19 protein-coding genes and 2 pseudogenes are annotated in these 23,780 nt (G+C 71.3%); 17 read left to right on the top strand and 4 right to left on the bottom strand.

All coding sequences use genetic code 11. The annotated features are described in order from the left end of the window. Nucleotides 1-136 precede the first annotated feature (136 nt). The 4 genes and pseudogenes from ABZ939_RS36825 to ABZ939_RS36810 all read right to left on the bottom strand — a co-directional run. A pseudogene (locus ABZ939_RS36825) lies at nt 137-2,488 on the bottom strand (DUF3488 and transglutaminase-like domain-containing protein); the annotation flags it as partial. Then, nucleotides 2,485-3,858 (bottom strand): DUF58 domain-containing protein, encoded by a 1,374-nt coding sequence (locus ABZ939_RS36820; RefSeq protein ID WP_361864970.1) that lies wholly within the window; start codon nt 3,856-3,858, stop codon nt 2,485-2,487. The pseudogene ABZ939_RS36825 and the gene ABZ939_RS36820, both read right to left, overlap by 4 nt. Then, the gene (locus ABZ939_RS36815; protein ID WP_361864968.1) at nt 3,858-4,877 is read right to left on the bottom strand and encodes a MoxR family ATPase; all 1,020 of its coding nucleotides are present in this window, start codon (nt 4,875-4,877) and stop codon (nt 3,858-3,860) included. Before ABZ939_RS36815 ends, ABZ939_RS36820 begins: the two co-directional genes overlap by 1 nt. A gap of 160 nt (nt 4,878-5,037) precedes the next feature. After that, a complete protein-coding gene (locus tag ABZ939_RS36810; protein ID WP_361864966.1) occupies nt 5,038-5,586 on the bottom strand; it encodes a carbonic anhydrase in 549 nt (182 codons plus the stop codon). Between the two features lie 310 nt (nt 5,587-5,896). Here ABZ939_RS36810 and rsmH point away from each other — a divergent pair, with 310 nt between their 5' ends. From rsmH to ABZ939_RS36725, 17 genes and pseudogenes are all read left to right on the top strand, one after another. Further along, nucleotides 5,897-6,856 carry a 16S rRNA (cytosine(1402)-N(4))-methyltransferase RsmH gene (rsmH, locus tag ABZ939_RS36805; protein ID WP_361864964.1) on the top strand — a complete coding sequence of 320 codons (960 nt, stop codon included), beginning with the start codon at nt 5,897-5,899 and terminating at the stop codon, nt 6,854-6,856. Further along, nucleotides 6,853-7,413 carry a septum formation initiator gene (locus ABZ939_RS36800; protein WP_361864962.1) on the top strand — a complete coding sequence of 187 codons (561 nt, stop codon included), beginning with the start codon at nt 6,853-6,855 and terminating at the stop codon, nt 7,411-7,413. Before rsmH ends, ABZ939_RS36800 begins: the two co-directional genes overlap by 4 nt. A gap of 5 nt (nt 7,414-7,418) precedes the next feature. Then, nucleotides 7,419-9,392: a penicillin-binding transpeptidase domain-containing protein gene (locus tag ABZ939_RS36795; RefSeq protein WP_361864972.1), complete on the top strand. Its 1,974-nt coding sequence runs from the start codon at nt 7,419-7,421 to the stop codon at nt 9,390-9,392. A gap of 118 nt (nt 9,393-9,510) precedes the next feature. Further along, nucleotides 9,511-11,064: a UDP-N-acetylmuramoyl-L-alanyl-D-glutamate--2,6-diaminopimelate ligase gene (locus tag ABZ939_RS36790; protein ID WP_361864961.1), complete on the top strand. Its 1,554-nt coding sequence runs from the start codon at nt 9,511-9,513 to the stop codon at nt 11,062-11,064. A gap of 4 nt (nt 11,065-11,068) precedes the next feature. Beyond that, a complete protein-coding gene (gene murF, locus ABZ939_RS36785) occupies nt 11,069-12,493 on the top strand; it encodes a UDP-N-acetylmuramoyl-tripeptide--D-alanyl-D-alanine ligase (protein ID WP_361864959.1) in 1,425 nt (474 codons plus the stop codon). Then, nucleotides 12,490-13,560 carry a phospho-N-acetylmuramoyl-pentapeptide-transferase gene (mraY, locus tag ABZ939_RS36780; RefSeq protein ID WP_361864957.1) on the top strand — a complete coding sequence of 357 codons (1,071 nt, stop codon included), beginning with the start codon at nt 12,490-12,492 and terminating at the stop codon, nt 13,558-13,560. The genes murF and mraY overlap by 4 nt, the downstream gene beginning before the upstream one ends. Next, nucleotides 13,542-14,969 (top strand): UDP-N-acetylmuramoyl-L-alanine--D-glutamate ligase, encoded by a 1,428-nt coding sequence (gene murD, locus ABZ939_RS36775; RefSeq protein ID WP_361864955.1) that lies wholly within the window; start codon nt 13,542-13,544, stop codon nt 14,967-14,969. The genes mraY and murD overlap by 19 nt, the downstream gene beginning before the upstream one ends. Nucleotides 14,970-15,024: 55 nt before the next feature. Beyond that, entirely contained in the window at nt 15,025-16,362 is a 1,338-nt protein-coding gene (gene ftsW / locus ABZ939_RS36770; protein ID WP_361864953.1) for a putative lipid II flippase FtsW, read from the top strand. Between the two features lie 6 nt (nt 16,363-16,368). Beyond that, the gene (gene murG, locus ABZ939_RS36765; RefSeq protein WP_361864951.1) at nt 16,369-17,454 is read left to right on the top strand and encodes an undecaprenyldiphospho-muramoylpentapeptide beta-N-acetylglucosaminyltransferase; all 1,086 of its coding nucleotides are present in this window, start codon (nt 16,369-16,371) and stop codon (nt 17,452-17,454) included. A 33-nt stretch (nt 17,455-17,487) separates the two neighbouring features. Continuing rightward, nucleotides 17,488-18,288, top strand: a complete 801-nt coding sequence (locus ABZ939_RS36760) for an FtsQ-type POTRA domain-containing protein (RefSeq protein WP_361864949.1) — start codon at nt 17,488-17,490, stop codon at nt 18,286-18,288. A 280-nt stretch (nt 18,289-18,568) separates the two neighbouring features. After that, nucleotides 18,569-19,780, top strand: a complete 1,212-nt coding sequence (gene ftsZ / locus ABZ939_RS36755; RefSeq protein WP_361864947.1) for a cell division protein FtsZ — start codon at nt 18,569-18,571, stop codon at nt 19,778-19,780. Continuing rightward, entirely contained in the window at nt 19,777-20,505 is a 729-nt protein-coding gene (pgeF, locus tag ABZ939_RS36750) for a peptidoglycan editing factor PgeF (protein ID WP_361864945.1), read from the top strand. Before ftsZ ends, pgeF begins: the two co-directional genes overlap by 4 nt. A 1-nt stretch (nt 20,506) precedes the next feature. After that, on the top strand, nt 20,507-21,226 hold the full coding sequence (locus ABZ939_RS36745) for a YggS family pyridoxal phosphate-dependent enzyme (RefSeq protein WP_361864943.1): 720 nt from the start codon (nt 20,507-20,509) through the stop codon (nt 21,224-21,226). Between the two features lie 141 nt (nt 21,227-21,367). Next, nucleotides 21,368-21,988 carry a cell division protein SepF gene (gene sepF / locus ABZ939_RS36740; protein ID WP_361864941.1) on the top strand — a complete coding sequence of 207 codons (621 nt, stop codon included), beginning with the start codon at nt 21,368-21,370 and terminating at the stop codon, nt 21,986-21,988. Nucleotides 21,989-22,065: 77 nt separating this feature from the next. Beyond that, a complete protein-coding gene (locus tag ABZ939_RS36735) occupies nt 22,066-22,356 on the top strand; it encodes a YggT family protein (RefSeq protein WP_137989935.1) in 291 nt (96 codons plus the stop codon). A gap of 55 nt (nt 22,357-22,411) precedes the next feature. Continuing rightward, nucleotides 22,412-23,503: a DivIVA domain-containing protein gene (locus ABZ939_RS36730; protein WP_361864939.1), complete on the top strand. Its 1,092-nt coding sequence runs from the start codon at nt 22,412-22,414 to the stop codon at nt 23,501-23,503. 185 nt (nt 23,504-23,688) lie between these two features. Continuing rightward, nucleotides 23,689-23,780 (top strand): annotated as a pseudogene (locus ABZ939_RS36725) (FAD-binding protein); the annotation flags it as partial.

The raw sequence follows: 23,780 nt of genomic DNA, 5'->3' as shown, positions 1-23,780 counted from the left end.
ACCAGGCGGTGCTCGCGATAGACCAGGAGGGCCGGGTGTACAGCCTGGACCATGCGGGTGACTGGTTCCTGGGCCGGCCCTGCTGGCGGGTCAGCCGGCGGAACGAACCCGTCAAACGGGCCGTCAGGTCGCGGCGGCGGGACGACCAGCTGTCCGTGAGCCGGGACCAGCGGGACGACGTCGACCACACCACCCGGACGGCCGAGCGCGGTGCCAGCAGTGCGCGCAGGCGCGTCTTCCGGGGCGACACCGCGGTGAAGCCCGCTCTGACCAGGGCGACCTCCTCCACGAGGCCCGTGGCCGGGCGGGGCTGCGGGGCGTAGAGGACCTGTTCGACCGCGCGCGCCACCCGGTGCACCGCGTTGGCCGGCTCGCCCTCCAGCTTGCCCAGGCGGACAATACGGGCCGCGGTCTTCCGGGGCGTCTGGGAGTCGTCCGGCGCGACCCCGTGGTCCCAGGCCGTGTCGCCGATCTCGCGCCAGGCCGCCAGCGTCCTGGCCACCGCGTCCTCGGCCGTGCGGCCGGAGGAACCGAGTCGCCGCGCCCGTACCCGCGTACGCCAGAGCAACGGCGAGAGTGGCAACAGAAGCACCGCCACCACGCCCAGACTGATCAGCACGACCTTCAGCGGATTCACCCCGCCGCCGTCGGACGACGCTCCGCCCGCCGCCGCGTCGGGCCCGCACTCGCCGAGGCGGCGCAGCTCCGGCGGGCAGCTCTCCGACGTGCTCGGCGCGGCGGACGGCATCGCCGAGGCGCCGGCCGACGGCTGCGCGGACTCCGTCGGCGTCCCCGACGGGGACTGCTGCCGCGTGTAGTCCGGCGTGGATCCCCGCGTCGGCGTCGGCTCGAACCGGATCCAGCCCGCGCCCTCGAAGTACAACTCAGGCCAGGCGTGGGCGTCCCGGATGCCCACCGACATCGTGCCGTCGGACTGCGAGGTGCCCGGCATGAAGCCGACCGCCACCCGGGCCGGGATGCCCAGGGAGCGCGCCATCGCCGCCATCGAGAAGGAGAAGTGGACGCAGAAGCCCTCCCGCTGCTTCAGGAAGCGGGAGATCGCCTCGACCCCCGTGCCCGACTCGACCTCGACGTCGTAGCGGAAGCCACCGTCCGTCGCGAACCAGTCCTGGAGCTTCACGGCCCGCTCGTAGTCGTTCCGCGCGCCCTTGGTGACCTGCAGCGCCGTCGACCTCACGTCCAGGGGCAGCGAGTCGGGGACCCGGGTGTACTCGGAGAGGAGCTTGGGCGGCGCGGGCGGGGCGGCCGCCAGCTGCGCGGCCGTCGGCCGCACGTCCAGGCTCGTCACCGTGTACCGGGCGCCCCGTGTGTTCTGCTTGTCGTCGCCGACGATCATCCGCCCGGCAGGCTCGTACCGCCAGCGGCCGTCGATCTCGACCCGGGCCGCCGGATAGGGCATCGGCAGCCACTTCTGCTCGTACGTCGAGGAGGCCACGAAGTTGCCCGTCACCTCGGTCGTACGGACCTGCTCGCCGAGGCCGTCCGGGCGCGGCAGCCGCTCGGGCACGTCCTCGATCGGGCGGACCGAGGACTTCCACGAGGTGCCGTCGAACTGGTCGAGCGCCACGAGCCGCAGATACATGCCGCTCGTGTCGGTCGCGTTCGTCCGGTAGCGGAGCACCTCGCGGTCCTCGGGCTGCCGGAGATTGTCCTGGAGCGAGACCAGCGGGTTCACGGCCGAGATCGTGCCGCCCTTGCCGCTCTCGCCCGGCCCGTCGCCCGGCCCGCCGAACAGCCCGCCGGAGAGCGCGGGCAGCGCGGCCGGCACCACCAGGGCGATGCCCATGGCCACCACGCCGATCCGCCGACCGGTCCGCACCGGGGCGAGCGCCTGCCCGCTCCCGGAGGCGCCCGTGCCGCCGGGACGCGACGCGCCGCCGAAGACGCGCCCCCACTGCGAGAGCCGGTCGCGGCTCTCGGCCAGGAGCAGCAGGAGATAGCCGGTGGCGGCCAGCAGGAACCAGAGCCAGCTCGCGCCGCCGTCGGAGAGACCGGCGGCCACCGAGTACAGCGCGAGGAGCGGCAGACCGGCCGGGGCCGCGCTGCGGAAGGTCACCGCGATCGTGTCCACCAGGAGCCCGATCACCAGCACGCCGCCGACCACCATCAGCCGGATGCCCTCGGTGTCGGGGGCCGGGATCGCGTACGTGCCCACGTCGTCGGCGCCCGCCCGGAACAGCGCGCCGAACTGCCCGAGGGCCTGCGGCCCGGGCAGGAAGCCGAGCAGCGCCTGCTCCCGAACGAAGACCAGGGTCAGCGCCAGCAGGGTCACCAGGGCCTGCGCCGCGATCGTCAGCGGCCGGGCCAGCGGTACCCGCCGGGTCAGCGCGCCGACCCCGCTCTGCACCGCCAGCAGGATCGCGGCCGTGAAGATCCAGGTCGCCGGCTTCACCAGCGGAAGGAGCGCGCCCGCCGCCATCAGCGTGGCGGCGAAGGCACCCAGTGTCAGCCGCCCGCGGCCGCTCATGACCAACCTCCGTACGTGTCACCCGCGGCGGTCTCCGCACGCGCTCCGCCGGCCTGCTGCCACAGCTCGGCAAGCCGGACGCCGGGGCGCACGGCCAGCGCCGTCCAGCCGGCCTCCCGCAGCTGCCGCAACCGCTCGTCGACGGCCCCGGTCACCGCGCCGCCCGTCAGCCAGCTACCGCTGTCCAGGACGAAGGCGACGGCCGCGCCGCTGCGCTGCCGCATCCGGGCCGCCACCGCCGCCTGCTCCTCGTCGATGTCGCCGACGAACGCGATCAGAAGGCCCTCGTTCCCGCCGCGCAGCACGTCGTAGGCGCGCGAGAGACCGGCCCCGTCGGAGTGGTCGACGACGGCGAGGGTGTCCATCATCAGCCCGGCCGCCTCGGCCGAGTCCTGCGTCGAACCGGCGAAGCCCTCGCTGCCCTCGCCGGGCACCGCGGTGCCCGTGTCGGTGAGCAGCCGTACCGAGTAGCCCCGCTCCAGCATGTGCACCAGGGTGGAGGCCGCGCCCGAGACCGCCCATTCGAAGGCCGAGTCGGGGCCGGCGCCCTGGAACGCGATCCGGCGGGTGTCGAGCAGCACCGTGCAGCGGGCCCGCTGCGGCTGCTCCTCACGGCGGACCATCAGCTCGCCGTAGCGCGCGGTGGAACGCCAGTGGACCCGGCGCAGATCGTCGCCGTGGCGGTAGGTGCGCGGGATCACGTCGTCGTCGCCGGCCAGCGCCAGCGAGCGCTGCCGCCCGTCGCCGTACCCCGCCGCCTCGCCGGCCAGCTTCACCGCCGGAAGCGCTTCGGTCCGCGGGACCACGGTCAGCGTGTCGTACGCGCTGAAGGAGCGGGTCAGCTCGCACATGCCGAAGGGGTCGTTCAGCCGCAGCTGGAGCGGGCCCAGCGGGAAGCGGCCGCGCAGGTCGGAGCGGACCCGGTACGACACCTCGCGCCGGCCGCCCGCCTCGACCCGGTCAAGGACGAACCGGGGCCGCGGCCCGAGCATGTACGGGACGTGGTCCTGGAGCATCAGCAGGCCGGTGGGCAGCCGGGAGACGTTGTCCATCCGCAGATGGACCCGGGCCTCGGAGCCGACCGGCACCCGCTGCGGGGAGAGCCGGCGGCTGCCGGCGACCCGGTACCGGGTGCGGTAGAGCACCCCGGCGCAGATCAGCGGCAGCACTGCGAGCAGCAGTCCGACGCGCAGCAGATCGCCCTGGCCGAGCACATAGGCGCAGATCGCGGCGGCGACCCCGGCGGCGAGGAAGGACCGGCCGCGCGTGGTGAGCCCGCCGAGGGCGGCACGCACTCCGCCCCGGTCGTCACCCGTGCGAGCGCCCCGGTCGTCACCCCGCTGCCCCTCCGGCGCGGCAGCGGTCGCCATCACAGCTGCCGAACGCCGGGCTGCTGCTGGCCGTAGTGCGGGCCGGCGGGCGGCGCCGCGACCGGGACGGGCGTGCGCTGCAGGATGTCGAGGACGACCTGCTCGGACGTGCGCCGGTTCAGCTGGGCCTGCGCCGTCGGCAGCAGTCGGTGGGCGAGGACCGGCACGGCCAGGGCCTGGAGGTCGTCCGGCAGGACGTACTCGCGGCCGCTGAGCGCGGCGGACGCCTTGGCGGCGCGCAGCAGGTGGAGCGTGGCACGCGGCGAGGCGCCGAGCCGCAGATCCGGGTGGGTGCGGGTCGCGGCGACGATGTCGACGGCGTACCGGCGCACGGAGTCGGCGACATGGACGCCCCGTACCGCGTCGATGAGCTTCACGATGTCGTGGGCGTGCGCGACGGGCTGCAGGTCGTCGAGCGGGTTGACCGCCCCGTGGATGTCGAGCATCTGGAGCTCGGCCTCGGCGCTGGGGTAGCCGATCGAGACGCGCGCCATGAAGCGGTCGCGCTGCGCCTCGGGGAGCGGGTACGTGCCCTCCATCTCCACCGGGTTCTGCGTGGCCACGACCATGAACGGGCTCGGCAGCTCGTAGGTCTGCCCGTCGACGGTGACCTGCCGCTCCTCCATGGACTCCAGGAGTGCGGACTGGGTCTTCGGCGAGGCGCGGTTGATCTCGTCGCCGATGACGATCTGGGCGAAGATCGCGCCCGGCTTGAACTCGAAGTCCCGCCGCTGCTGGTCGAAGATCGACACGCCGGTGATGTCCGACGGCAGCAGGTCGGGCGTGAACTGGATACGGCGCACCGAACAGTCGATGGACCGCGCCAGCGTCTTGGCCAGCATCGTCTTGCCGACACCGGGGACATCCTCGATCAGAAGATGTCCCTCGGCGAGCAGCACGGTCAGCGAAAGCCGTACGACCTCAGGCTTGCCCTCGATCACACCCTCCACCGACCTGCGGACGCGCTCCGCTGTGGTGGTCAGATCTGTGAGGCTCGCTCGATCGTCATAGGTCGTCACCCGGCCCTCCTCGGCCCCTCCGAAAAACACCGACACCTGCCCCCGCGGTTCTTTCGGGGGGTGTCACCCGAGCATTCTTGTTGCCTCTGCCGGGTGCTGTCACTTGCCTGTGGACAAGTGCGAGCGATATGCCGGGGTTTGCCGTGTTGTGCCCGGCGAATCAGGAGGGGTCGATCTCGCGCAGCAGGCCCGTGGTCACGTCGAAGACAAAACCGCGGACGTCGTCGGTGTGCAGCAGGAACGGCGAGGTCCGCACGCGCTGCATCGACTGCCGGACGTCCTGCTCGACATCGCGGAAGGCCTCCACGGCCCAGGCCGGTCGCTGGCCGACCTCCATCTCCAGTTCGTGCCGGAAGTCCTCGGTGAGGGACTCCAGACCGCAGCCGGTGTGGTGGATGAGCACCACGCTGCGGGTCTTCAGGGCGCGCTGGCTGATCGTGAGCGAGCGGATCACGTCATCGGTGACCACCCCGCCCGCGTTGCGGATCGTGTGACAGTCGCCGAGCTCGAGGCCGAGCGCGGCGTGCAGGTCGAGCCGGGCGTCCATGCAGGCCACCACGGCCACTTTCAGCACGGGCTTGGCGTCCATGCCGGGATCGGTGAAGCCGGCGGCGTACCGCTCATTGGCTTCGACGAGTCGGTCGGTGACTGTCCCGCCGTTGCGTATCACGTCGGCGGTGGCGGCGGAGGTGTGCGCTGAGGTCGACATGTCTATGACGGTAATGGTCACAGGGCGTCGTGGCCCGTCGTGAGAGCGGACAAAGAACGTCAATGAGCCTTGTTGTGAGCTAACCCACAGGCATGAGAAGAGCGGGCCCATACGGGTGAGATGTTGGGAATGCCCGACTCTCGCCGGAGGCCCGCGCGACGCGCCAGCCGGTTGATTGACCGCTGGGTCCAGTGGACTAAAGTGACGCGAAGTTCACGGAGACATTGAGCGATTTCCGCAGTTTCTCCCCGCGTGTGCGGCGGATGCGTAGCGGCCGCGCCGAATCTGAGCCGAATTCTGAGAGGGCGCATTGAGCAACGACCGACACGTCCCGGTGATGCTCCAGCGGTGCCTGGACATGTTGGCCCCGGCCCTGGAGCGCCCGGGTGCGGTGGTCGTCGACTGCACCCTCGGCCTCGGCGGCCACAGCGAGGCGCTGCTGCGCCGCTTCCCCGAGGCTCGGCTCGTCGCCCTCGACCGGGACAAGGAGGCGCTGCGCCTCTCCGGCGAGCGGCTGGCCCCCTACGGGGAGCGCGCCACCCTCGTCCACGCCGTCTACGACGAGCTGCCCGAGGTACTCGACCGGCTCGACATCCCGAAGGTCGACGGCATCCTCTTTGACCTGGGCGTCTCCTCCATGCAGCTCGACGAGGCCGACCGCGGCTTCGCGTACGCCCAGGACGCCCCGCTCGACATGCGCATGGACCAGACGACCGGGGTCAGCGCGGCTGAGGTCCTCAACACCTACCCGGCCGGTGAGCTGGTCCGCATCCTGCGGGCGTACGGGGAGGAGAAGCAGGCCAAGCGGATCGTCTCCGCGATCGTGCGCGAGCGCGAGAAGGAGCCGTTCACCAACAGCGCGCGCCTGGTCGAGCTGATCCGGGACTCCCTGCCGCAGGCGGCCAAGCGCACCGGCGGCAACCCCGCCAAGCGCACCTTCCAGGCCCTGCGCATCGAGGTCAACGGCGAGCTGACCGTCCTGGAGCGGGCGATCCCGGCGGCGGTGAAGGCGCTCGCGGTGGGCGGCCGGATCGCGGTCCTGTCGTACCACTCCCTGGAGGACCGGCTGGTCAAGCAGGTCTTCGCGGCGGGCGCGGCGAACACCGCGCCGCCCGGCCTGCCGGTCGTCCCCGAGCGGTACCAGCCCCGGCTGAAGCTGCTCACCCGCGGCGCCGAGCTCCCCACGGAGGAGGAGATCGCCGAGAACCGCCGCGCGGCCCCGGCCAGGCTGCGCGGGGCGGAGCGCATCCGGGAGGACGAGCAGGCATGACGACGAAGGGGCCGCTCAAAGGGCGGGCGGCGCGGCTCGGGCGGCTCATGCCGTCGGGGCCCAGTACCGCCGCCCGCACCCCTTTCGTCCTGCTCGTCGTGGTCCTGCTCGGCGGCGGGCTCATCACCCTCCTGCTGCTGAACTCCGCCCTGAACCAGGGCTCCTTCAAGCTGCGTGACCTCAAGAACCGGACCACGGAGCTCACCGACGAGGAGCAGGCGCTGCAGCGGGACGTGGACGACCGTTCCGCGCCCGACGCGCTGGAGCGGCGGGCCCGGGAGCTCGGCATGGTCCCCGGCGGCAGCCCCGCCTTCCTCGACCCGGACGGCACGGTCCGCGGCGAGCCCTCCAAGGCGCCCGCGCCCAAGCCCACCCCGACGGCGACCGTGACCCCGCCCGCGGCCACACCCCCGATCGCCCCCCAGGGCGCGATGAACGCACCGGCCGGAACCGCCTCGCCGTCACCGCAGTCCACTTCTGTGACGACACCCGTGACCACACCCGTGACGACGCCCGCGAGGACGACCCCGCCCGCCCCGACGAACTCCGGCAGGTGACCGCAGTGCCCCCCAAGGAGCCCCCGCGCCGCCGGGTGCCCGGCCCCGCCCGGCCCGCACGCCCCCGGCCCTCCGCGGGCCGCCCGGCACAGCCCGCCCGCCCCGCCCCCCGGCGTACCTCACGGCCTCCCGCGCGGCCCGCGCCGCGCACCATCCGGCTCGGCAGCCCCAAGCCCCGGCTGCGGCTGGTCTCCCTCGGGCTGACCCTCGTGATGCTGGCCTTCGTCGTCCGGCTGCTCCAGGTGCAGGCCGTCGACGCCAGCGCGCTGGCCGCCAAGGCGGAGGCGCACCGCTACCAGGAGTACACGCTCTCCGCCGACCGGGGCGAGATCACCGATCGCTCCGGGATCGCGCTCGCCGCCAGCGTCGACGCGTACGACATCACCGCCGACCCCAAGCTCTTCACCCCCGAGGAGAGCAGGATCCAGGACGCCCCCGAGCAGGCCGCCGCCCTCCTCGCGCCGCTCCTGGGCAAGCAACCCGCCGAGCTCGCCAAGAAGCTCCGCACCCCCAAGTCCCGCTACACCCTGCTCGCCCGCAAGCAGACCCCCCAGGTCTGGAACCAGATCAAGGACCTCAAGAAGGTCTACGAGAAGAAGGCCAAGCCCGCCGCGGGCGGCAACGGGATCAACCTCCTGGGCGGCATCCTCAGCGAGCCCAGCACCAAGCGCGTGTACCCCAACGGCGAACTCGCCGCCGGGATACTGGGATACGTCAACGCCGAGGGCCGCGGCGCCGGCGGGCTTGAGTCGATGCTCGACAAGGAGCTCGCGGGCCAGGACGGCAAGATCAGGTTCGCCCAGTCCGGCGGGCGCCAGGTGCCGACCGCCGGCTCCCGCGGCACCCCGGCCGTGCCCGGCTCCGACATCGAGCTGACCATCGACCGGGACATCCAGTGGGCCGCCCAGCGGGCCATCACCGAGCAGGTGAGGAAGTCCAAGGCCGACCGCGGCTACGTCATAGTGCAGAACACGAAGACCGGCGAGGTCCTGGCCATGGCCAACGCCCCCGGCTTCGACCCCAACGACCTGTCCGCCGCCAACGCCGCCGCGATGGGCAACGCCGCCCTCCAGGACGCCTACGAGCCCGGCTCCACCAGCAAGGTCATGTCCATGGCCGCGGTCCTGGAGGAGGGGGTGGCGACCCCCGACACCCATGTCATCGTGCCCAACCGGCTGCACCGCGGCGACCGGCTCTTCAAGGACGACGTCGACCACAAGACCTGGTACCTGACCCTCAACGGCGTCCTCGCCAAGTCCAGCAACATCGGCACCATCCTGGCCACCGGGCAGCTCGGGAAGACCCAGGCCGAGTCCAACCAGGTCCTCTACTCCTATCTGCGCAAGTTCGGCATCGGCAGCCCCACCGGGCTCGGCTACCCCGGTGAGACCCCGGGCATCCTCGCCAAGCCGCAGAACTGGTCGACCTCGCAGCAGTACACGATCCCGTTCGGGCAGGGTCTGTCGATCAACGCCATGCAGGCCGCCTCGGTCTACTCGACCATCGCCAACGGAGGCGTACGGATCGAGCCCACGCTCGTCCGCGGCACCAAGGGCCCCGACGGCCGGTTCACCCCGGCGCCCGCTCCGAAGCAGACCCGCGTGGTCAGCGACAAGACCGCCAAGACCCTCGCGCAGATGCTGGAGTCCGTGGTCGGCGACGAGGAGGGCACCGGCACCAGGGCCCGTATTCCCGGCTACCGGGTCGCGGGCAAGACGGGAACCGCCAACCGCGTCGACCCCGAACTCGGCCGCTACAAGGGGTACACCGCCTCCTTCGCCGGCTTCGCGCCCGCCGACGACCCGCAGATCACGGTCTACTGCGCCATCCAGAACCCCACCAAGGGCGACTACTTCGGCGGCCAGATCTGCGGCCCCATCTACAAGAAGGTCATGGAGTTCGCCCTCAAGACCCTCCATGTCGCACCCACCGGCAGCGACCCCGCCCGACTGCCGGTGACGTTCGAGAACAACGAGTGACACCCCGGGAGCACCAGTGACAACGATCACCCCCGATTCCGGGAACCGGAAATCGAACTCCGGCGACGCCCGGGCCTCTTTTGGCCCCCCGGCGGGTGGGCCCGGTACGCTCACCGCCGTGCCACACGCTGATCAGTACCGAACCACCCCGCCCCGCCCGGAGCGGGCCCGCCCGACACCCCTGGGCGACCTGGCCGCCCGGCTCGGTGTCGAGACGCCCGGCAGCACGGACACCGCCGTCTCGGGCATCACGCACGACTCGCGGGCGGTCCGCCCCGGGGACGTCTACGCCGCCCTGCCCGGCGCCCGACTGCACGGCGCCGACTTCGCGGACCAGGCCGCCGGACTCGGCGCCGCCGCGATCCTCACCGACCCGGCGGGCGCCGAGCGCGCCGCCGCGACCGGCCTGCCGGTCCTGGTCGTCGAGGACCCGCGCGGACGGATGGGCGAGCTCGCCGCCGAGATCTACGGACGGCCGGGCACGGACCTGCTCCAGATCGGCATCACCGGCACCTCCGGCAAGACCACCACGGCCTACCTGGTCGAGGGCGGCCTCAAGGCGGCCGGACGGAAGAGCGGCCTCATCGGCACGGTCGAGATGCGGATCGGCGACGAGCGCATCAAGTCGGAACGTACGACCCCGGAGGCCACCGACCTCCAGGCGCTGTTCGCGGTCATGCGCGAGCGCGGGGTCGAGGCGGTCGCCATGGAGGTCTCCAGCCACGCCCTCGTGCTCGGCCGGGTCGACGGCTGCGTCTTCGACGTCGCCGTCTTCAACAACCTCAGCCCCGAGCACATGGAGTTCCACTCCGACATGGAGGACTACTTCGGGGCCAAGGCGCAGCTGTTCACGCCCGAGCGCAGCAAACGGGGCGTGGTGAACCTCGACGACGCGTACGGTCAGCGGCTCGCCGGTGAGGCGACCGTCCCGGTCGTCACGTTCTCGGCCGAGGGCCACCCGGACGCCGACTGGCGTGCCGAGGATGTCGAGATCGGCTCCCACGACTCCACGTTCACGGTCGTCGGCCCCCAGGGCGAGCGGATCTCCGCCACCGCCCCGCTGCCCGGCCCGTTCAACGTCGCCAACACGCTCGCCGCGATCGTCACCCTCGCCGTCGCCGGGCTCGACCCGCAGACCGCCGCCGACGGCGTCGCCGCCGTCCCCGGCGTCCCCGGCCGCCTGGAGCGCGTCGACGCCGGCCAGCCGTACCTCGCGGTCGTCGACTACGCCCACAAGACGGACGCCGTCGAATCGGTCCTGCGCTCGCTGCGCAAGGTCACCGAGGGCAAGCTGCACATCGTCCTCGGCTGCGGCGGCGACCGGGACACCACCAAGCGCGGCCCGATGGGCGCCGCCGCGGCGCGGCTCGCCGACACCGCCGTACTGACCTCCGACAACCCCCGCTCCGAGGACCCCCTCGCGATCCTCGCCGCGATGCTCGCGGGCGCCGCCGAGGTGCCCGTCCACGAGCGCGGCGACGTCCTGGTCGACGCCGACCGGGCCGCCGCCATCGCCGCGGCCGTGGCCCGCGCACAGCCCGGCGACACCGTTCTCGTCGCCGGCAAGGGCCATGAGCAGGGCCAGGACATCGCCGGGGTGGTCCGCCCCTTCGACGACCGCCAGGTCCTGCGCGAAGCGATCGAACACCGCCACAAGAACAGTCAGGGATGAAGCAGTGATCGCCCTCTCCCTCGCCGAGATCGCCGAAATCGTCGGCGGGCAGTCGTACGACATACCGGATCCGGCCGTCCAGGTCACCGGTCCCGTCGTCATCGACTCCCGTGAGGTGAAGCCCGGCAGCCTGTTCGCCGCCTTCGCCGGCGAACAGGTCGACGGCCACGACTACGCGGCCCGGGCCGTGGAGGCGGGCGCGGCAGCCGTGCTCGCCGTCCGCCCCGTCGGCGTGCCCGCCATCGTCGTGGACGACGTCCAGACGGCGCTCGGCGCCCTCGCCCGCAACGTCGTCGAACGCCTCGGCACCGATGTCGTCGCGCTCACCGGCTCGGCCGGCAAGACCTCCACCAAGGACCTGATCGCCCAGGTCCTGCAGCGCCACGCGCCCACCGTGTGGACGCCCGGCTCGCTCAACAACGAGATCGGGCTCCCGTTGACGGCGCTGCGCGCGAGCGACGACACCCAGCACCTGGTCCTGGAGATGGGCGCCCGCGGCATCGGTCACATCCGCTACCTCACCGGACTGACCCCGCCGCGCATCGGACTCGTCCTGAACGTGGGCACCGCCCACATCGGCGAGTTCGGCGGCCGCGAGCAGATCGCCCAGGCCAAGGGCGAGCTCGTCGAGGCCCTGCCCCCGGCCGAGAAGGGCGGCGTGGCGATCCTCAACGCCGACGACCCGCTCGTCCGGGCCATGGCCGCGCGCACCCACGCGCGCGTGATCCTCTTCGGCGAAGCCCCCGAATCCGACGTACGTGCCGAGAATGTCCGGCTCACAGAGAACGGACAGCCCTCTTTCAGTCTTCACACACCCACCGGGTGCAGCGACGTGACCTTGCGCCTGTACGGTGAGCACCACGTGTCGAACGCGCTCGCCGCGGCCGCCGTCGCCCATGAGCTGGGCATGGCCGCCGAGGAGATCGCCACCGCGCTCTCCGAGGCAGGCACCCTGTCGCGCTGGCGCATGGAGGTCACCGAGCGTCCGGACGGCGTGACGATCGTCAACGACGCCTACAACGCGAACCCCGAGTCCATGCGAGCCGCGCTGCGCGCGCTCGCGGCCATGGGCCGGGCCGCACAGGTCCAGGGGGGCCGCACGTGGGCGGTGCTCGGCAAGATGGCCGAGCTCGGTGACGCATCGCTCGCCGAGCACGACGCGGTCGGGCGGCTCGCCGTCCGGCTCAACGTCAGCAAGCTCGTGGCGGTCGGGGACAGGGAAGCGTCCTGGTTGCAACTGGGCGCATATAACGAGGGTTCGTGGGGTGAGGAGTCGGTGCACGTGTCCGACGCGCAGGCAGCGGTCGACCTGTTGCGCAGTGAGCTGCGCCCGGGGGACGTCGTCCTTGTGAAGGCTTCCAGGTCGGTCGGTCTCGAGCAGGTAGCCCTGGCGCTGCTCGACTCCGGGAGCGAGGTCACCGGCCGATGAGGCAGATCCTCTTCGCGGGGGCCATCGGCCTCTTCCTGACCCTGGTCGGCACCCCGCTGCTCATCAAGCTCCTTGCCCGCAAGGGCTACGGCCAGTTCATCCGCGACGACGGCCCGCGCGGCCACGCCGGGAAGAAGGGCACGCCCACCATGGGTGGCATCGCCTTCATCCTGGCCACGCTCATCGCGTACGCCCTGACCAAGGTGATCACCGGCGAGGACCCGACCTTCTCGGGTGTGCTCGTGCTCTTCCTGACCGCGGGCATGGGTCTGGTCGGCTTCCTCGACGACTACATCAAGATCGTCAAGCAGCGTTCGCTGGGTCTGCGGGCCAAGGCGAAGATGGCCGGCCAGCTGATCGTCGGCATCGCCTTCGCCGTACTCTCCCTGCAGTTCGCCGATCTGCGCGGACTCACGCCGGCTTCCGAGAAGCTCTCCTTCATCACCGACTTCGGCTGGTCCATCGGACCGGTGCTGTTCGTGATCTGGGCGCTCTTCATGATCCTGGCCATGTCCAACGGCGTGAACCTCACGGACGGTCTGGACGGCCTCGCCACCGGCGCCTCGGTGATGGTCTTCGGCGCGTACACCTTCATCGGTCTGTGGCAGTTCCAGGAGTCCTGCGCCAACGCGATGACCCTGACCAACCCCAACGCCTGCTTCGAGGTCCGCGACCCGCTCGACCTCGCGGTCGTCGCCTCCGCCCTCATGGGTGCCTGCTTCGGCTTCCTGTGGTGGAACACCTCGCCGGCCAAGATCTTCATGGGCGACACCGGCTCGCTGGCGCTCGGCGGCGCCCTCGCCGGCCTCGCCATCTGCTCCCGTACGGAGCTTCTGCTCGCCCTCCTCGGCGGCCTGTTCGTGCTGATCACGATGTCCGTGGTCATCCAGGTCGGTTCGTTCAAGATGACGGGCAAGCGCGTCTTCCGGATGGCCCCGCTCCAGCACCACTTCGAGCTCAAGGGGTGGTCCGAGGTCCTGGTGGTGGTCCGGTTCTGGATCATCCAGGGCATGTGCGTGATCGTGGGCCTTGGCCTCTTCTACGCGGGATGGGCATCCGAAAAGTGAGCTGGAACGGCAAGAGGGTCACCGTCGCGGGACTCGGGGTCTCCGGAATCCCGGCCGCCCGCGTCCTGCACGGCCTCGGCGCGGTCGTGACCGTCGTCAACGACGGCGACGACGAGCGCTCCCGGGCCCAGGCCGCCGAGCTGGAGGCGGAGGGGATCACCGTCCGCCTCGGCGACGGGGCGACCCTGCCCGAGGGCACCGAGCTGATCGTCACCACCCCCGGCTGGCGGCCCGACAAGCCGCTCTTCACGGCCGCCGCGGAGGCGGGCGTGGAGGTCTGGGGCGACGTGGAGCTCGCCTGGCGGCTGCGCGGCCCCGGAGCCGCCCCCTGGCTCGCCGTGACCGGCACCAACGGCAAGACCACGACCGTACGGATGCTCGCCTCCATCCTGGAGGCGGCGGGTCTGCGGACCGCGGCCGTCGGGAACATCGGCGTCTCGCTCCTCGACGCCGTCCTCGGCGAGGAGACGTACGACGTACTCGCCGTCGAACTCTCCAGCTACCAGCTGCACTGGGCGCCGAGCGTGCGCGCCCACTCGGCCGCCGTGCTCAACCTGGCGCCCGACCACCTCGACTGGCACGGCTCCATGGAGGCGTACGCCGCCGACAAGGGCCGGATCTACGAGGGCAACAGCGTCGCCTGCGTCTACAACGTCGCGGACAAGGCGACCGAGGACCTGGTCCGCGAGGCCGACGTCGAGGAGGGCTGCCGCGCGATCGGCTTCACCCTCAACACGCCCGGCCCGTCCCAACTCGGCGTCGTCGAGGGCATCCTCGTCGACCGGGCCTTCGTCGAGAACCGGCAGAAGCAGGCCCAGGAGCTGGCCGAGGTCGCGGACGTGAACCCGCCGGCCCCGCACAACATCGCCAACGCGCTCGCCGCGGCGGCCCTGGCCCGCGCCTTCGGTGTCGAGCCGAGGGCCGTACGTGACGGACTCCGGGCCTTCCGGCCCGACCCGCACCGTATCGAGCTGGTCGAGGACATCGAGGGCGTCGTGTACGTCGACGACTCCAAGGCGACCAACACCCACGCCGCGGAAGCCTCGTTGGCGGCCTACGACCCGATCGTCTGGATCGCGGGCGGGCTCGCCAAGGGCGCCACCTTCGACGAGCTCGTCGCGAAGTCGGCGAAGCGGCTGCGCGGGGTCGTGCTGATCGGTGCCGACCGTGCCCTGATCCGCGAAGCCCTGGCGCGACACGCCCCCGAGGTACCGGTGGTGGACCTCGACCGGACCGACACTGGGGCGATGTCCGCGGCGGTCCAGGAGGCGGCCCGGCTCGCCCGGCCGGGCGACACGGTTCTGCTGGCCCCGGCCTGTGCCTCGATGGACATGTTCGCCAATTACAACAAGCGGGGCGAGGCGTTCGCGGACGCGGTCCGTACCCTTGCCGCCACCGGGCGCGTCTGACCTGACCAGCGAGAGGGTCCGGCCGCGCCGGGCACGACTGGAGGGGACAGCGACCATGCCGAGCAGAACCGCCGGGCCTCGTCGGCCCTCCGCCGTACGCGGCGGGGGCCGCGCCCCCACGCCGCCGCGCGCCTCCCGCGGCGGCGTACGGCGGATGTACGAGCAGGCGCGCCGGGCCTGGGACCGCCCTCTGACCGCGTACTACGTGATCCTCGGTGCCGCGCTGCTCATCACCACCCTCGGCCTGGTGATGGTCTACTCCGCCTCGATGATCACGGCGCTGCGGTACGACCTCGTGCCCTCGTACTTCTTCCGCAAGCAGTTCTTCGCCGCGATCCTCGGCACGGCGCTGCTCCTGGTGGCCTCCCGGATGCCGGTCAAGCTGCACCGGGCGCTCGCGTACCCGATCCTGGTCGGCGCCGTCTTCCTGATGGTGCTCGTCCAGGTCCCGGGGATAGGGCGGGCGGTCGGCGGCAACCAGAACTGGATCTCGCTGGGCGGACCGTTCATGCTGCAGCCCAGCGAGTTCGGCAAACTGGCCCTCATCCTGTGGGGTGCCGATCTGCTCGCCCGCAAGCAGGACATGAAACTGCTCACCCAGTGGAAGCACATGCTGGTGCCGCTGGTCCCCGGCGCGTTCCTGCTGCTCGGGCTGATCATGCTCGGCGGGGACATGGGTACGGCGATCGTCCTCACCGCGATCCTCTTCGGGCTGCTGTGGACGGCCGGCGCACCCACCCGGCTCTTCGTCGGGGTGCTCACCGTGGCGGGGGCGATCGGCTACCTGCTGATCAAGACCAGCGACAACCGGATGAAGCGGTTCGCCTGCATCGGCGCCACCGACCCCGGGGGAGAGGGCGCGCCCTGCCTCCAGGCCGCGCACGGGATCTATGCTCTGGCCTCGGGCGGATGGTTCGGTTCCGGTCTGGGTGCCAGTGTGGAAAAATGGGGCCAACTACCCGAAGCGCACACCGACTTCATCTTCGCCGTCACCGGGGAGGAACTGGGTCTGGCGGGGACGCTGTCGGTACTCGCCCTGTTCGCGGCTCTAGGCTATGCGGGTATCCGCGTGGCCGGACGCACGGAGGACCCCTTCGTGAGGTACGCCGCGGGAGGCGTGACCACCTGGATCACGGCGCAGGCCGTGATCAACATCGGTGCGGTGCTCGGTCTGCTGCCGATCGCCGGAGTCCCGCTCCCGCTGTTCTCGTACGGGGGGTCGGCCCTGCTGCCGACCATGTTCGCCGTCGGGCTCCTCATCGCCTTCGCGCGACAGGAACCCGCCGCGAAAGCGGCTCTGGCCATGCGGCGCCCCGGCTGGGGTAGGCGGGCCGGAGTGAGATGGAAGTCGATGCGACGGCGCGTCAAGAAGCGTCCGTCCGGAGAGCGGTGAATTTCGGTGCATGTCGTACTCGCCGGTGGGGGGACCGCCGGCCACATCGAGCCCGCGCTCGCCCTCGCGGATGCCCTGCGCAGGCAGGACCCGAGCGTGGGAATCACGGCGCTCGGCACGGAGAAGGGCCTGGAGACCCGGCTCGTGCCCGAGCGGGGCTACGAGCTGGCCCTCATCCCCGCCGTGCCGCTGCCCCGCAAGCCCACCCCTGAGCTGATCACCGTCCCCGGGCGGCTGCGCGGCACCATCAAGGCGGCCGAGCAGATCCTGGAGCGCACCAAGGCGGACTGTGTGGTCGGCTTCGGCGGCTACGTGGCGCTGCCCGGCTATCTCGCCGCCAAGCGGCTCGGTGTGCCGATCGTGGTCCACGAGGCCAACGCCCGGCCCGGCCTTGCCAACAAGATCGGCTCGCGGTACGCGGCCGGGGTCGCCGTCGCCACCCCGGACTCCAAGCTCCGCAACGCCCGCTACATCGGCATCCCGCTGCGGCACACCATCGCCACCCTCGACCGGGCCCGGGTCCGTCCCGAGGCGCGCGCCGCCTTCGGTCTCGACCCGAACCTGCCGACGCTGCTGGTCTCTGGCGGCTCCCAGGGTGCGCGCCGGCTCAACGAGGTCATCCAGCAGATCGCCCCGGTGCTCCAGCGCTCCGGCATCCAGATCCTGCACGCGGTCGGCCCGAAGAACGAGGTGCCGCGTGTCGACAACATGCCCGGGATGCCGCCGTACGTCCCGGTACCGTACGTGGACCGGATGGATCTCGCGTACGCCGCCGCCGACATGATGCTCTGCCGCGCGGGCGCGATGACCGTCGCCGAACTGTCCGCCGTCGGGCTGCCCGCCGCCTATGTCCCGCTGCCGATCGGCAACGGCGAACAGCGGCTCAACGCCCAGCCGGTGGTCAAGGCCGGCGGTGGCCTGCTCGTCGACGACGCGGAGCTGTCGCCGCAGTGGGTGCAGGGCCATGTCCTGCCCGTACTCGCCGATCCGCACCGGCTGTACGAGATGTCCCGCGCCGCGGCCGAGTTCGGCCGCCGGGACGCCGACGACCTGCTCGTCGGCATGGTGTACGAGGCGATCGCCGCGCGCTGACGGGCGACCCCCAGGAAACGGAAGGCAGGGGACGTGTCCGGACCGACGACCGCAGAGAAGCGTGGCACACGCGAGCCGAAGGGGTCGTCGGAACGGCCGTCCCGTACAGGCACCCGGAAGAGTCGCTTCCGGGTGCCCGGGCCGCGCGCTCTGTTGATCGCCCTGGCCGTTCTCGCGCTCGTGGCCGGTGGAATCTGGGCGCTCTACGGCTCCTCCTGGCTGCGCGTGGAGCGGGTGCAGACCTCCGGCACAGAGGTTCTGACGCCTCGTGAGGTGGAGGCGGCCGCCTCCGTGCCGATCGGATCCCCGCTCGTTTCCGTCGACACGGACGCGATCGAGGCGCGACTTCTGCGGAAACTGCCCCGAATCGACACGGTGGAGGTCGTGCGTTCCTGGCCGCACGGAATCGGTCTGAAAGTGACGGAACGGAAGCCGGTTCTGCTGGTGGAAAAGGGCGGAAAGTTCACGGAAGTGGACTCCACCGGAACCCGTTTCGCCACCGTGGACAAAGCCCCCCGAGGCGTACCGAAACTCGTCCTCGACGTCGCCTCCTCGCCGAGCCTGCGCCGCTTCGACGCGGACCGACTGCTGCTCGAAGCTGTGGGCGTGACGGGCGAACTCCCGCAGAAAATCGCCCGGGACACTCGTGTCGTGAAGGTCGCCTCGTACGACTCCATCACGCTGGAGCTCGGCGGCGGCCGCACGGTCTTCTGGGGCAGCGGCGAGGACGGCGCCGTCAAGGCGCGCGTACTCACGGCGCTGATGAAAGCAACGCCCAAAGCGGGGCACTTCGATGTAAGCGCCCCCACGGCCCCCGCCGCGTCGGGGAGTTGACGCTCATCGGCGCTGGCCAGGACCCTGGTTGGCCAGCGCTACGGGTGATCACATAGGGTGAAAAGAAAAACGGGAGGTTCGGCGTGTTCGTTGAACGTGCGCCACTTGTCGACTTAGTGTCCTGTTCGGAAGAGTCCAGCGAACAGAGACACTGGTAACCCTAAACTTCAACGTTAGGGTTCGGGTCGGCGTTTCGGACCGTCCCAATCGGCATCCGTCGTCGCAGCGCGACTACCACCGCGAAGCGGCGACACGTAACTCGAGGCGAGAGGCCTTCGACGTGGCAGCACCGCAGAACTACCTCGCAGTCATCAAGGTCATCGGTGTCGGCGGCGGTGGTGTCAATGCCATCAACCGAATGATCGAGGTCGGTCTCAAGGGCGTCGAGTTCATCGCGATCAACACGGACGCGCAAGCGCTGTTGATGAGCGACGCCGACGTCAAGCTCGACGTCGGCCGTGAACTCACCCGCGGCCTCGGGGCCGGGGCCAACCCGGCCGTCGGTCGCAAGGCGGCAGAGGACCACCGTGAGGAGATCGAGGAGGTCCTCAAGGGGGCCGACATGGTCTTCGTCACCGCCGGCGAAGGTGGCGGCACCGGCACCGGCGGCGCACCCGTCGTGGCCAACATCGCGCGCTCGCTCGGCGCCCTGACGATCGGTGTGGTCACCCGGCCGTTCACCTTCGAGGGACGCCGTCGGGCCAACCAGGCGGAGGACGGCATCGCCGAGCTCCGCGAAGAGGTCGACACCCTCATCGTCATCCCGAACGACCGGCTGCTCTCGATCTCGGACCGCCAGGTCTCCGTGCTCGACGCCTTCAAGTCGGCCGACCAGGTGCTGCTGAGCGGTGTGCAGGGCATCACCGACCTCATCACCACCCCGGGTCTGATCAACCTCGACTTCGCCGACGTCAAGTCGGTCATGTCCGAGGCCGGTTCGGCCCTCATGGGCATCGGCTCCGCCCGCGGCGACGACCGCGCGGTGGCGGCGGCCGAGATGGCGATCTCCTCGCCGCTCCTCGAGGCGTCCATCGACGGCGCCCGTGGCGTGCTGCTCTCCATCTCCGGCGGCTCGGACCTCGGTCTCTTCGAGATCAACGAGGCCGCGCAGCTGGTGAGCGAGGCGGCCCACCCCGAGGCCAACATCATCTTCGGTGCCGTCATCGACGACGCCCTGGGCGACGAGGTACGGGTCACGGTCATCGCGGCCGGCTTCGACGGAGGCCAGCCGCCGGCCCGCCGGGACAACATCCTCAGCTCGGCATCCGCCAAGCGCGAGGAGCCGGCCCCGGCGCCGCGCGCCACCGAGCGTCCGCTCGGCGGCCTCGGCACCGTCGCCCCCCGCGACGAGCCGGTCGCCCCGGCCGAGCCGGCTCCGGTGGCCTCCGCCGAGAGCGCGCTGCCGCCGGTCACCCCGCCGGTGGTCCCGCCGGCCCGCCCGTACCCGGACACCCAGGCCGAAGAGCTGGATGTTCCGGACTTCCTGAAGTGATAGAGAAGCTCGAACCCGTGAGCGGCGCGCACTTCGCCTTCACCGACAGGTGGGGCGGGGTGAGCGCCGTTCCGTACGAGGAGCTCAACCTCGGCGGCGCGGTGGGGGACGACCCCGAGGCCGTACGGACCAACCGGGCACGGGCCGCCGGCGCACTGGGCATCGACCCGGGGCAGGTCGTCTGGATGAACCAGGTGCACGGCCCGGATGTCGCGGTGGTCGACGGCCCCTGGGGGGACCGACCCGTTCCGCAGGTCGACGCGGTCGTCACCGCCCGGCGCGGACTCGCCCTCGCGGTGCTCACCGCCGACTGCACTCCGGTCCTCCTCGCCGACCCCGTCGCGGGGGTCGTGGCCGCCGCCCACGCCGGGCGGCCCGGGATGGTCGCCGGGGTCGTACCGGCCGCGGTGAAGGCCATGATCGAACTGGGCGCCGACCCCGCCCGGATCACCGCCCGTACCGGCCCCGCCGTCTGCGGACGCTGCTACGAGGTGCCCGCCGAGATGCGGGAGGAGGTCGCGGCGGTCGAGCCGGCGGCCTTCGCCGAGACGAGCTGGGGCACCCCGGCCGTCGACGTCACCGCCGGAGTCCACGCCCAGCTCGAGCGGCTCGGGGTCCGGGACCGGCGGGCCAGTGAGGTCTGCACCCGCGAGTCGGGCGACCACTTCTCGTACCGCCGCGATCGCACCACGGGGCGACTCGCGGGATATGTCTGGTTGGACTGATATGACGGACCGTAAGTCGGAACTCGCCGAGAACCTGGCGCGGGTGGAGGAACGTATCTCTGCCGCCTGCGCCGCCGCCGGACGCAAGCGGACGGACGTGACCCTGATCGTGGTCACCAAGACCTACCCCGCGAGCGATGTGCGACTTCTGCACGAACTCGGCGTACGCGACGTCGCCGAGAACCGGGACCAGGATGCCGCGCCCAAGGCCGCGGCCTGCGCGGATCTGGACCTCCGCTGGCACTTCGTCGGCCAGTTGCAGACCAACAAGGTCCGATCTGTGACGAGTTATGCGGATGTCGTGCAGTCCGTCGACCGTTTGAAGCTCGTCACCGCTCTCTCCGCGGCGGCGGAGAAGGCCGGGCGCGAGCTCGGCTGCCTCGTCCAGGTCGCCCTCGACGCCGAGTCGGGTCACCGGGGCGACCGCGGCGGCGTGTCGCCGGACGACATCGAGGAGTTGGCCGGCGCCGTGGCCGCCGCGCCCGGGCTGAGGCTCGACGGACTGATGACCGTCGCCCCGCTCGCCGGACCGTACGCGGGGCGGCAACGTGCGGCGTTCGACCGCCTGATGGATTTGTCGACTGCCCTGCGCGTGAACCGTCCAACTGCGAACATGGTGTCGGCGGGGATGAGTGCGGACCTCGAGGAGGCCGTGGCGGCCGGAGCGACACATGTGCGCATCGGTACGGCGGTACTGGGTGTCCGCCCCAGGCTCGGGTAACGTCGCGAAGCAAGTCGGACCACAGCAGAAAATATGGTCATTCCCGCTGATCGGCGGGCAGACCCCGTGGATCGCGGGCACTTGGTGACGCTGCGACATTGGCCAGTAGGGCGATCCACCACAGAGCGGAGGACTCAGAGAATGGCCGGCGCGATGCGCAAGATGGCGGTCTACCTCGGCCTCGTGGAGGACGATGGGTACGACGGCCGGGGGTTCGATCCCGACGACGACTTCGAACCCGAGCTGGAACCCGAACCCGAGCGTGAGCGGCGCCACCAGCCCCCGCGGCAGATCGAGCGGGAGGAACCGGTGCGAGTCGTGCAGCCGCCCGCCCCGCGCGAACCGGTTGCCCATTCTGTCCCGGTACCCGCCGAGAGTGGACGTCCGGCCCGAATTGCCCCCGTGGCATCCATCACACCCGAACGTCCGAGCCTGGAGAAGAACGCGCCGGTGATCATGCCCAAGGTTGTGTCCGAGCGGGAGCCCTACCGCATCACGACATTGCACCCCAGGACCTACAACGAGGCCCGTACCATCGGGGAACACTTCCGTGAGGGCACCCCGGTGATCATGAACCTCACGGAGATGGACGACACCGATGCGAAGCGACTTGTCGACTTTGCCGCCGGACTCGTCTTCGGGCTCCATGGCAGCATTGAGCGCGTGACGCAGAAGGTGTTCCTGTTGTCGCCTGCTAACGTCGATGTCACGGCGGAGGACAAGGCCCGGATCGCAGAGGGCGGATTCTTCAACCAGAGCTGAGAACACGAAGACCGGACGGCCCGGCCGCAAGGCCGGAGAAGCAAGAGCACGAGAGCCAGGGGAGAGGGAAGCGCGGGATGGGCGTCGCACTACAGGTGGTCTACATCGCGCTGATGTGCTTCCTCATCGTGCTGATCTTCCGGTTGGTCATGGACTATGTCTTCCAGTTCGCTCGTTCATGGCAACCCGGTAAGGCGATGGTGGTCGTTCTGGAGGCCACCTACACTGTCACCGATCCACCGCTCAAGCTTCTGCGGCGGTTCATCCCGCCGTTGCGTCTCGGGGGCGTGGCACTCGACCTGTCCTTCTTCGTTCTGATGATCATCGTCTACATCCTGATCTCCGTCGTGAGCAGCTTCGCGAGGTGAATGTGGACGATACGGTCTTGCCGACTGCCGACGACTACGTAGAGGTGAAGAAGAGATGCCGCTGACCCCCGAGGACGTGCGGAACAAGCAGTTCACGACCGTCCGCCTTCGAGAAGGCTATGACGAGGACGAGGTCGATGCCTTCCTCGACGAGGTCGAAGCCGAACTGACCCGCCTGCTCCGCGAGAACGAGGACCTGCGCGCCAAGCTGGCCGCCGCGACGCGTGCCGCCGCGCAGAACCAGCAGCAGGGGATGCGCAAGCCCCCGGAGCCGCAGGATCGTCCCGTCGGTCCCGGTGCCCCCGTGCCCGCCGCCATATCCGGACCGCCGGTCCAGCAGCAGCCCCCGCAGATGGGTCCGCCGCAGCTGCCGTCCGGTGCGCCGCAGCTCCCCGCCGGACCTGGTGGCCACGGCCCCGGCCCGATGCAGGGTGGCCCGATGGGCCCCGGCCCCGGCCAGATGCAGGGCGGCCCCATGGGTCAGCCGATGGGCGGCCCCATGGGTCACCCGCAGCAGCAGATGCAGCAGCCGATGCAGCAGCAGGGCCCCGGTGGGGACAGCGCCGCGCGTGTGCTCTCGCTGGCCCAGCAGACGGCCGACCAGGCGATCGCGGAGGCCCGTTCCGAGGCCAACAAGATCGTCGGCGAGGCGCGCTCGCGCGCCGAGGGCCTGGAGCGGGACGCCCGCGCCAAGGCCGACGCGCTGGAGCGGGACGCGCAGGAGAAGCACCGCGTCGCGATGGGCTCGCTGGAGTCCGCGCGGGCGACGCTGGAGCGCAAGGTCGAGGACCTGCGTGGCTTCGAGCGCGAGTACCGCACGCGTCTGAAGTCCTACCTCGAGTCGCAGCTGCGCCAGCTGGAGACCCAGGCCGACGACTCGCTGGCCCCGCCGCGGACGCCGGCGACGGCCTCCCTGCCGCCGGCTCCGTCGATGGCCTCGGCGGGCGCGAGCGCCCCGTCGTACGGCGGCAACGGCACCATGGGCGGCGCGCCGTCCATGGGCGGTGCCCCGTCCTACGGCGGCCAGCAGCAGATGTCCCCGGCGATGACCCAGCCGATGGCTCCGGTCCGCCCGCAGGCGCCGCAGCCGATGCAGCAGGCGCCGGCGCCGATGCGCGGCTTCCTGATCGACGAGGACGACAACTGACGGCGCGTGTTCGCGCGATGAGCGCGTAGCCGTCGGCAGGCTGAAGGGCCGGGCCCCTGGGAAACCAGGGGCCCGGCCCTTTGCCGTGGGCGGGGTGGGAGTGGGGCGGGTGTGGGTGCCGGTGGGGGCGCCTGCGGGTCGGGGGCGCCTGCGGCGGGCCTCCCCCACCCCGCCCCTTCCCGAAACTGGGCGGCATCCCGACCAACGTCGAGGGTGAGGTCCTGGCGGACAACACCACCGTCGTCCCGGGTCTGTACGCGGCCGGCGAGGTCGCCTG

The organism is Streptomyces sp. NPDC046712 (genome assembly GCF_040645695.1).
Lineage (GTDB): Bacteria > Actinomycetota > Actinomycetes > Streptomycetales > Streptomycetaceae > Streptomyces.
Note: the sequence above shows the minus strand (reverse complement) of the source record. Positions and strands in the feature narration are given on the sequence as shown.

What these genes read in the sequence shown, in the direction of transcription:
- mraY (WP_361864957.1), top strand. Translation starts at nt 12,490, where the DNA reads ATGAGGCAGATCCTCTTCGCGGGGGCCATCGGCCTCTTCCTGACCCTG.
- ABZ939_RS36810 (WP_361864966.1), bottom strand. Translation starts at nt 5,586, where the DNA reads ATGTCGACCTCAGCGCACACCTCCGCCGCCACCGCCGACGTGATACGC.
- murD (WP_361864955.1), top strand. Translation starts at nt 13,542, where the DNA reads ATGGGCATCCGAAAAGTGAGCTGGAACGGCAAGAGGGTCACCGTCGCG.
- ABZ939_RS36820 (WP_361864970.1), bottom strand. Translation starts at nt 3,858, where the DNA reads ATGGCGACCGCTGCCGCGCCGGAGGGGCAGCGGGGTGACGACCGGGGC.
- ftsW (WP_361864953.1), top strand. Translation starts at nt 15,025, where the DNA reads ATGCCGAGCAGAACCGCCGGGCCTCGTCGGCCCTCCGCCGTACGCGGC.
- sepF (WP_361864941.1), top strand. Translation starts at nt 21,368, where the DNA reads ATGGCCGGCGCGATGCGCAAGATGGCGGTCTACCTCGGCCTCGTGGAG.
- ABZ939_RS36735 (WP_137989935.1), top strand. Translation starts at nt 22,066, where the DNA reads ATGGGCGTCGCACTACAGGTGGTCTACATCGCGCTGATGTGCTTCCTC.
- ABZ939_RS36745 (WP_361864943.1), top strand. Translation starts at nt 20,507, where the DNA reads ATGACGGACCGTAAGTCGGAACTCGCCGAGAACCTGGCGCGGGTGGAG.
- ABZ939_RS36800 (WP_361864962.1), top strand. Translation starts at nt 6,853, where the DNA reads ATGACGACGAAGGGGCCGCTCAAAGGGCGGGCGGCGCGGCTCGGGCGG.
- ABZ939_RS36730 (WP_361864939.1), top strand. Translation starts at nt 22,412, where the DNA reads ATGCCGCTGACCCCCGAGGACGTGCGGAACAAGCAGTTCACGACCGTC.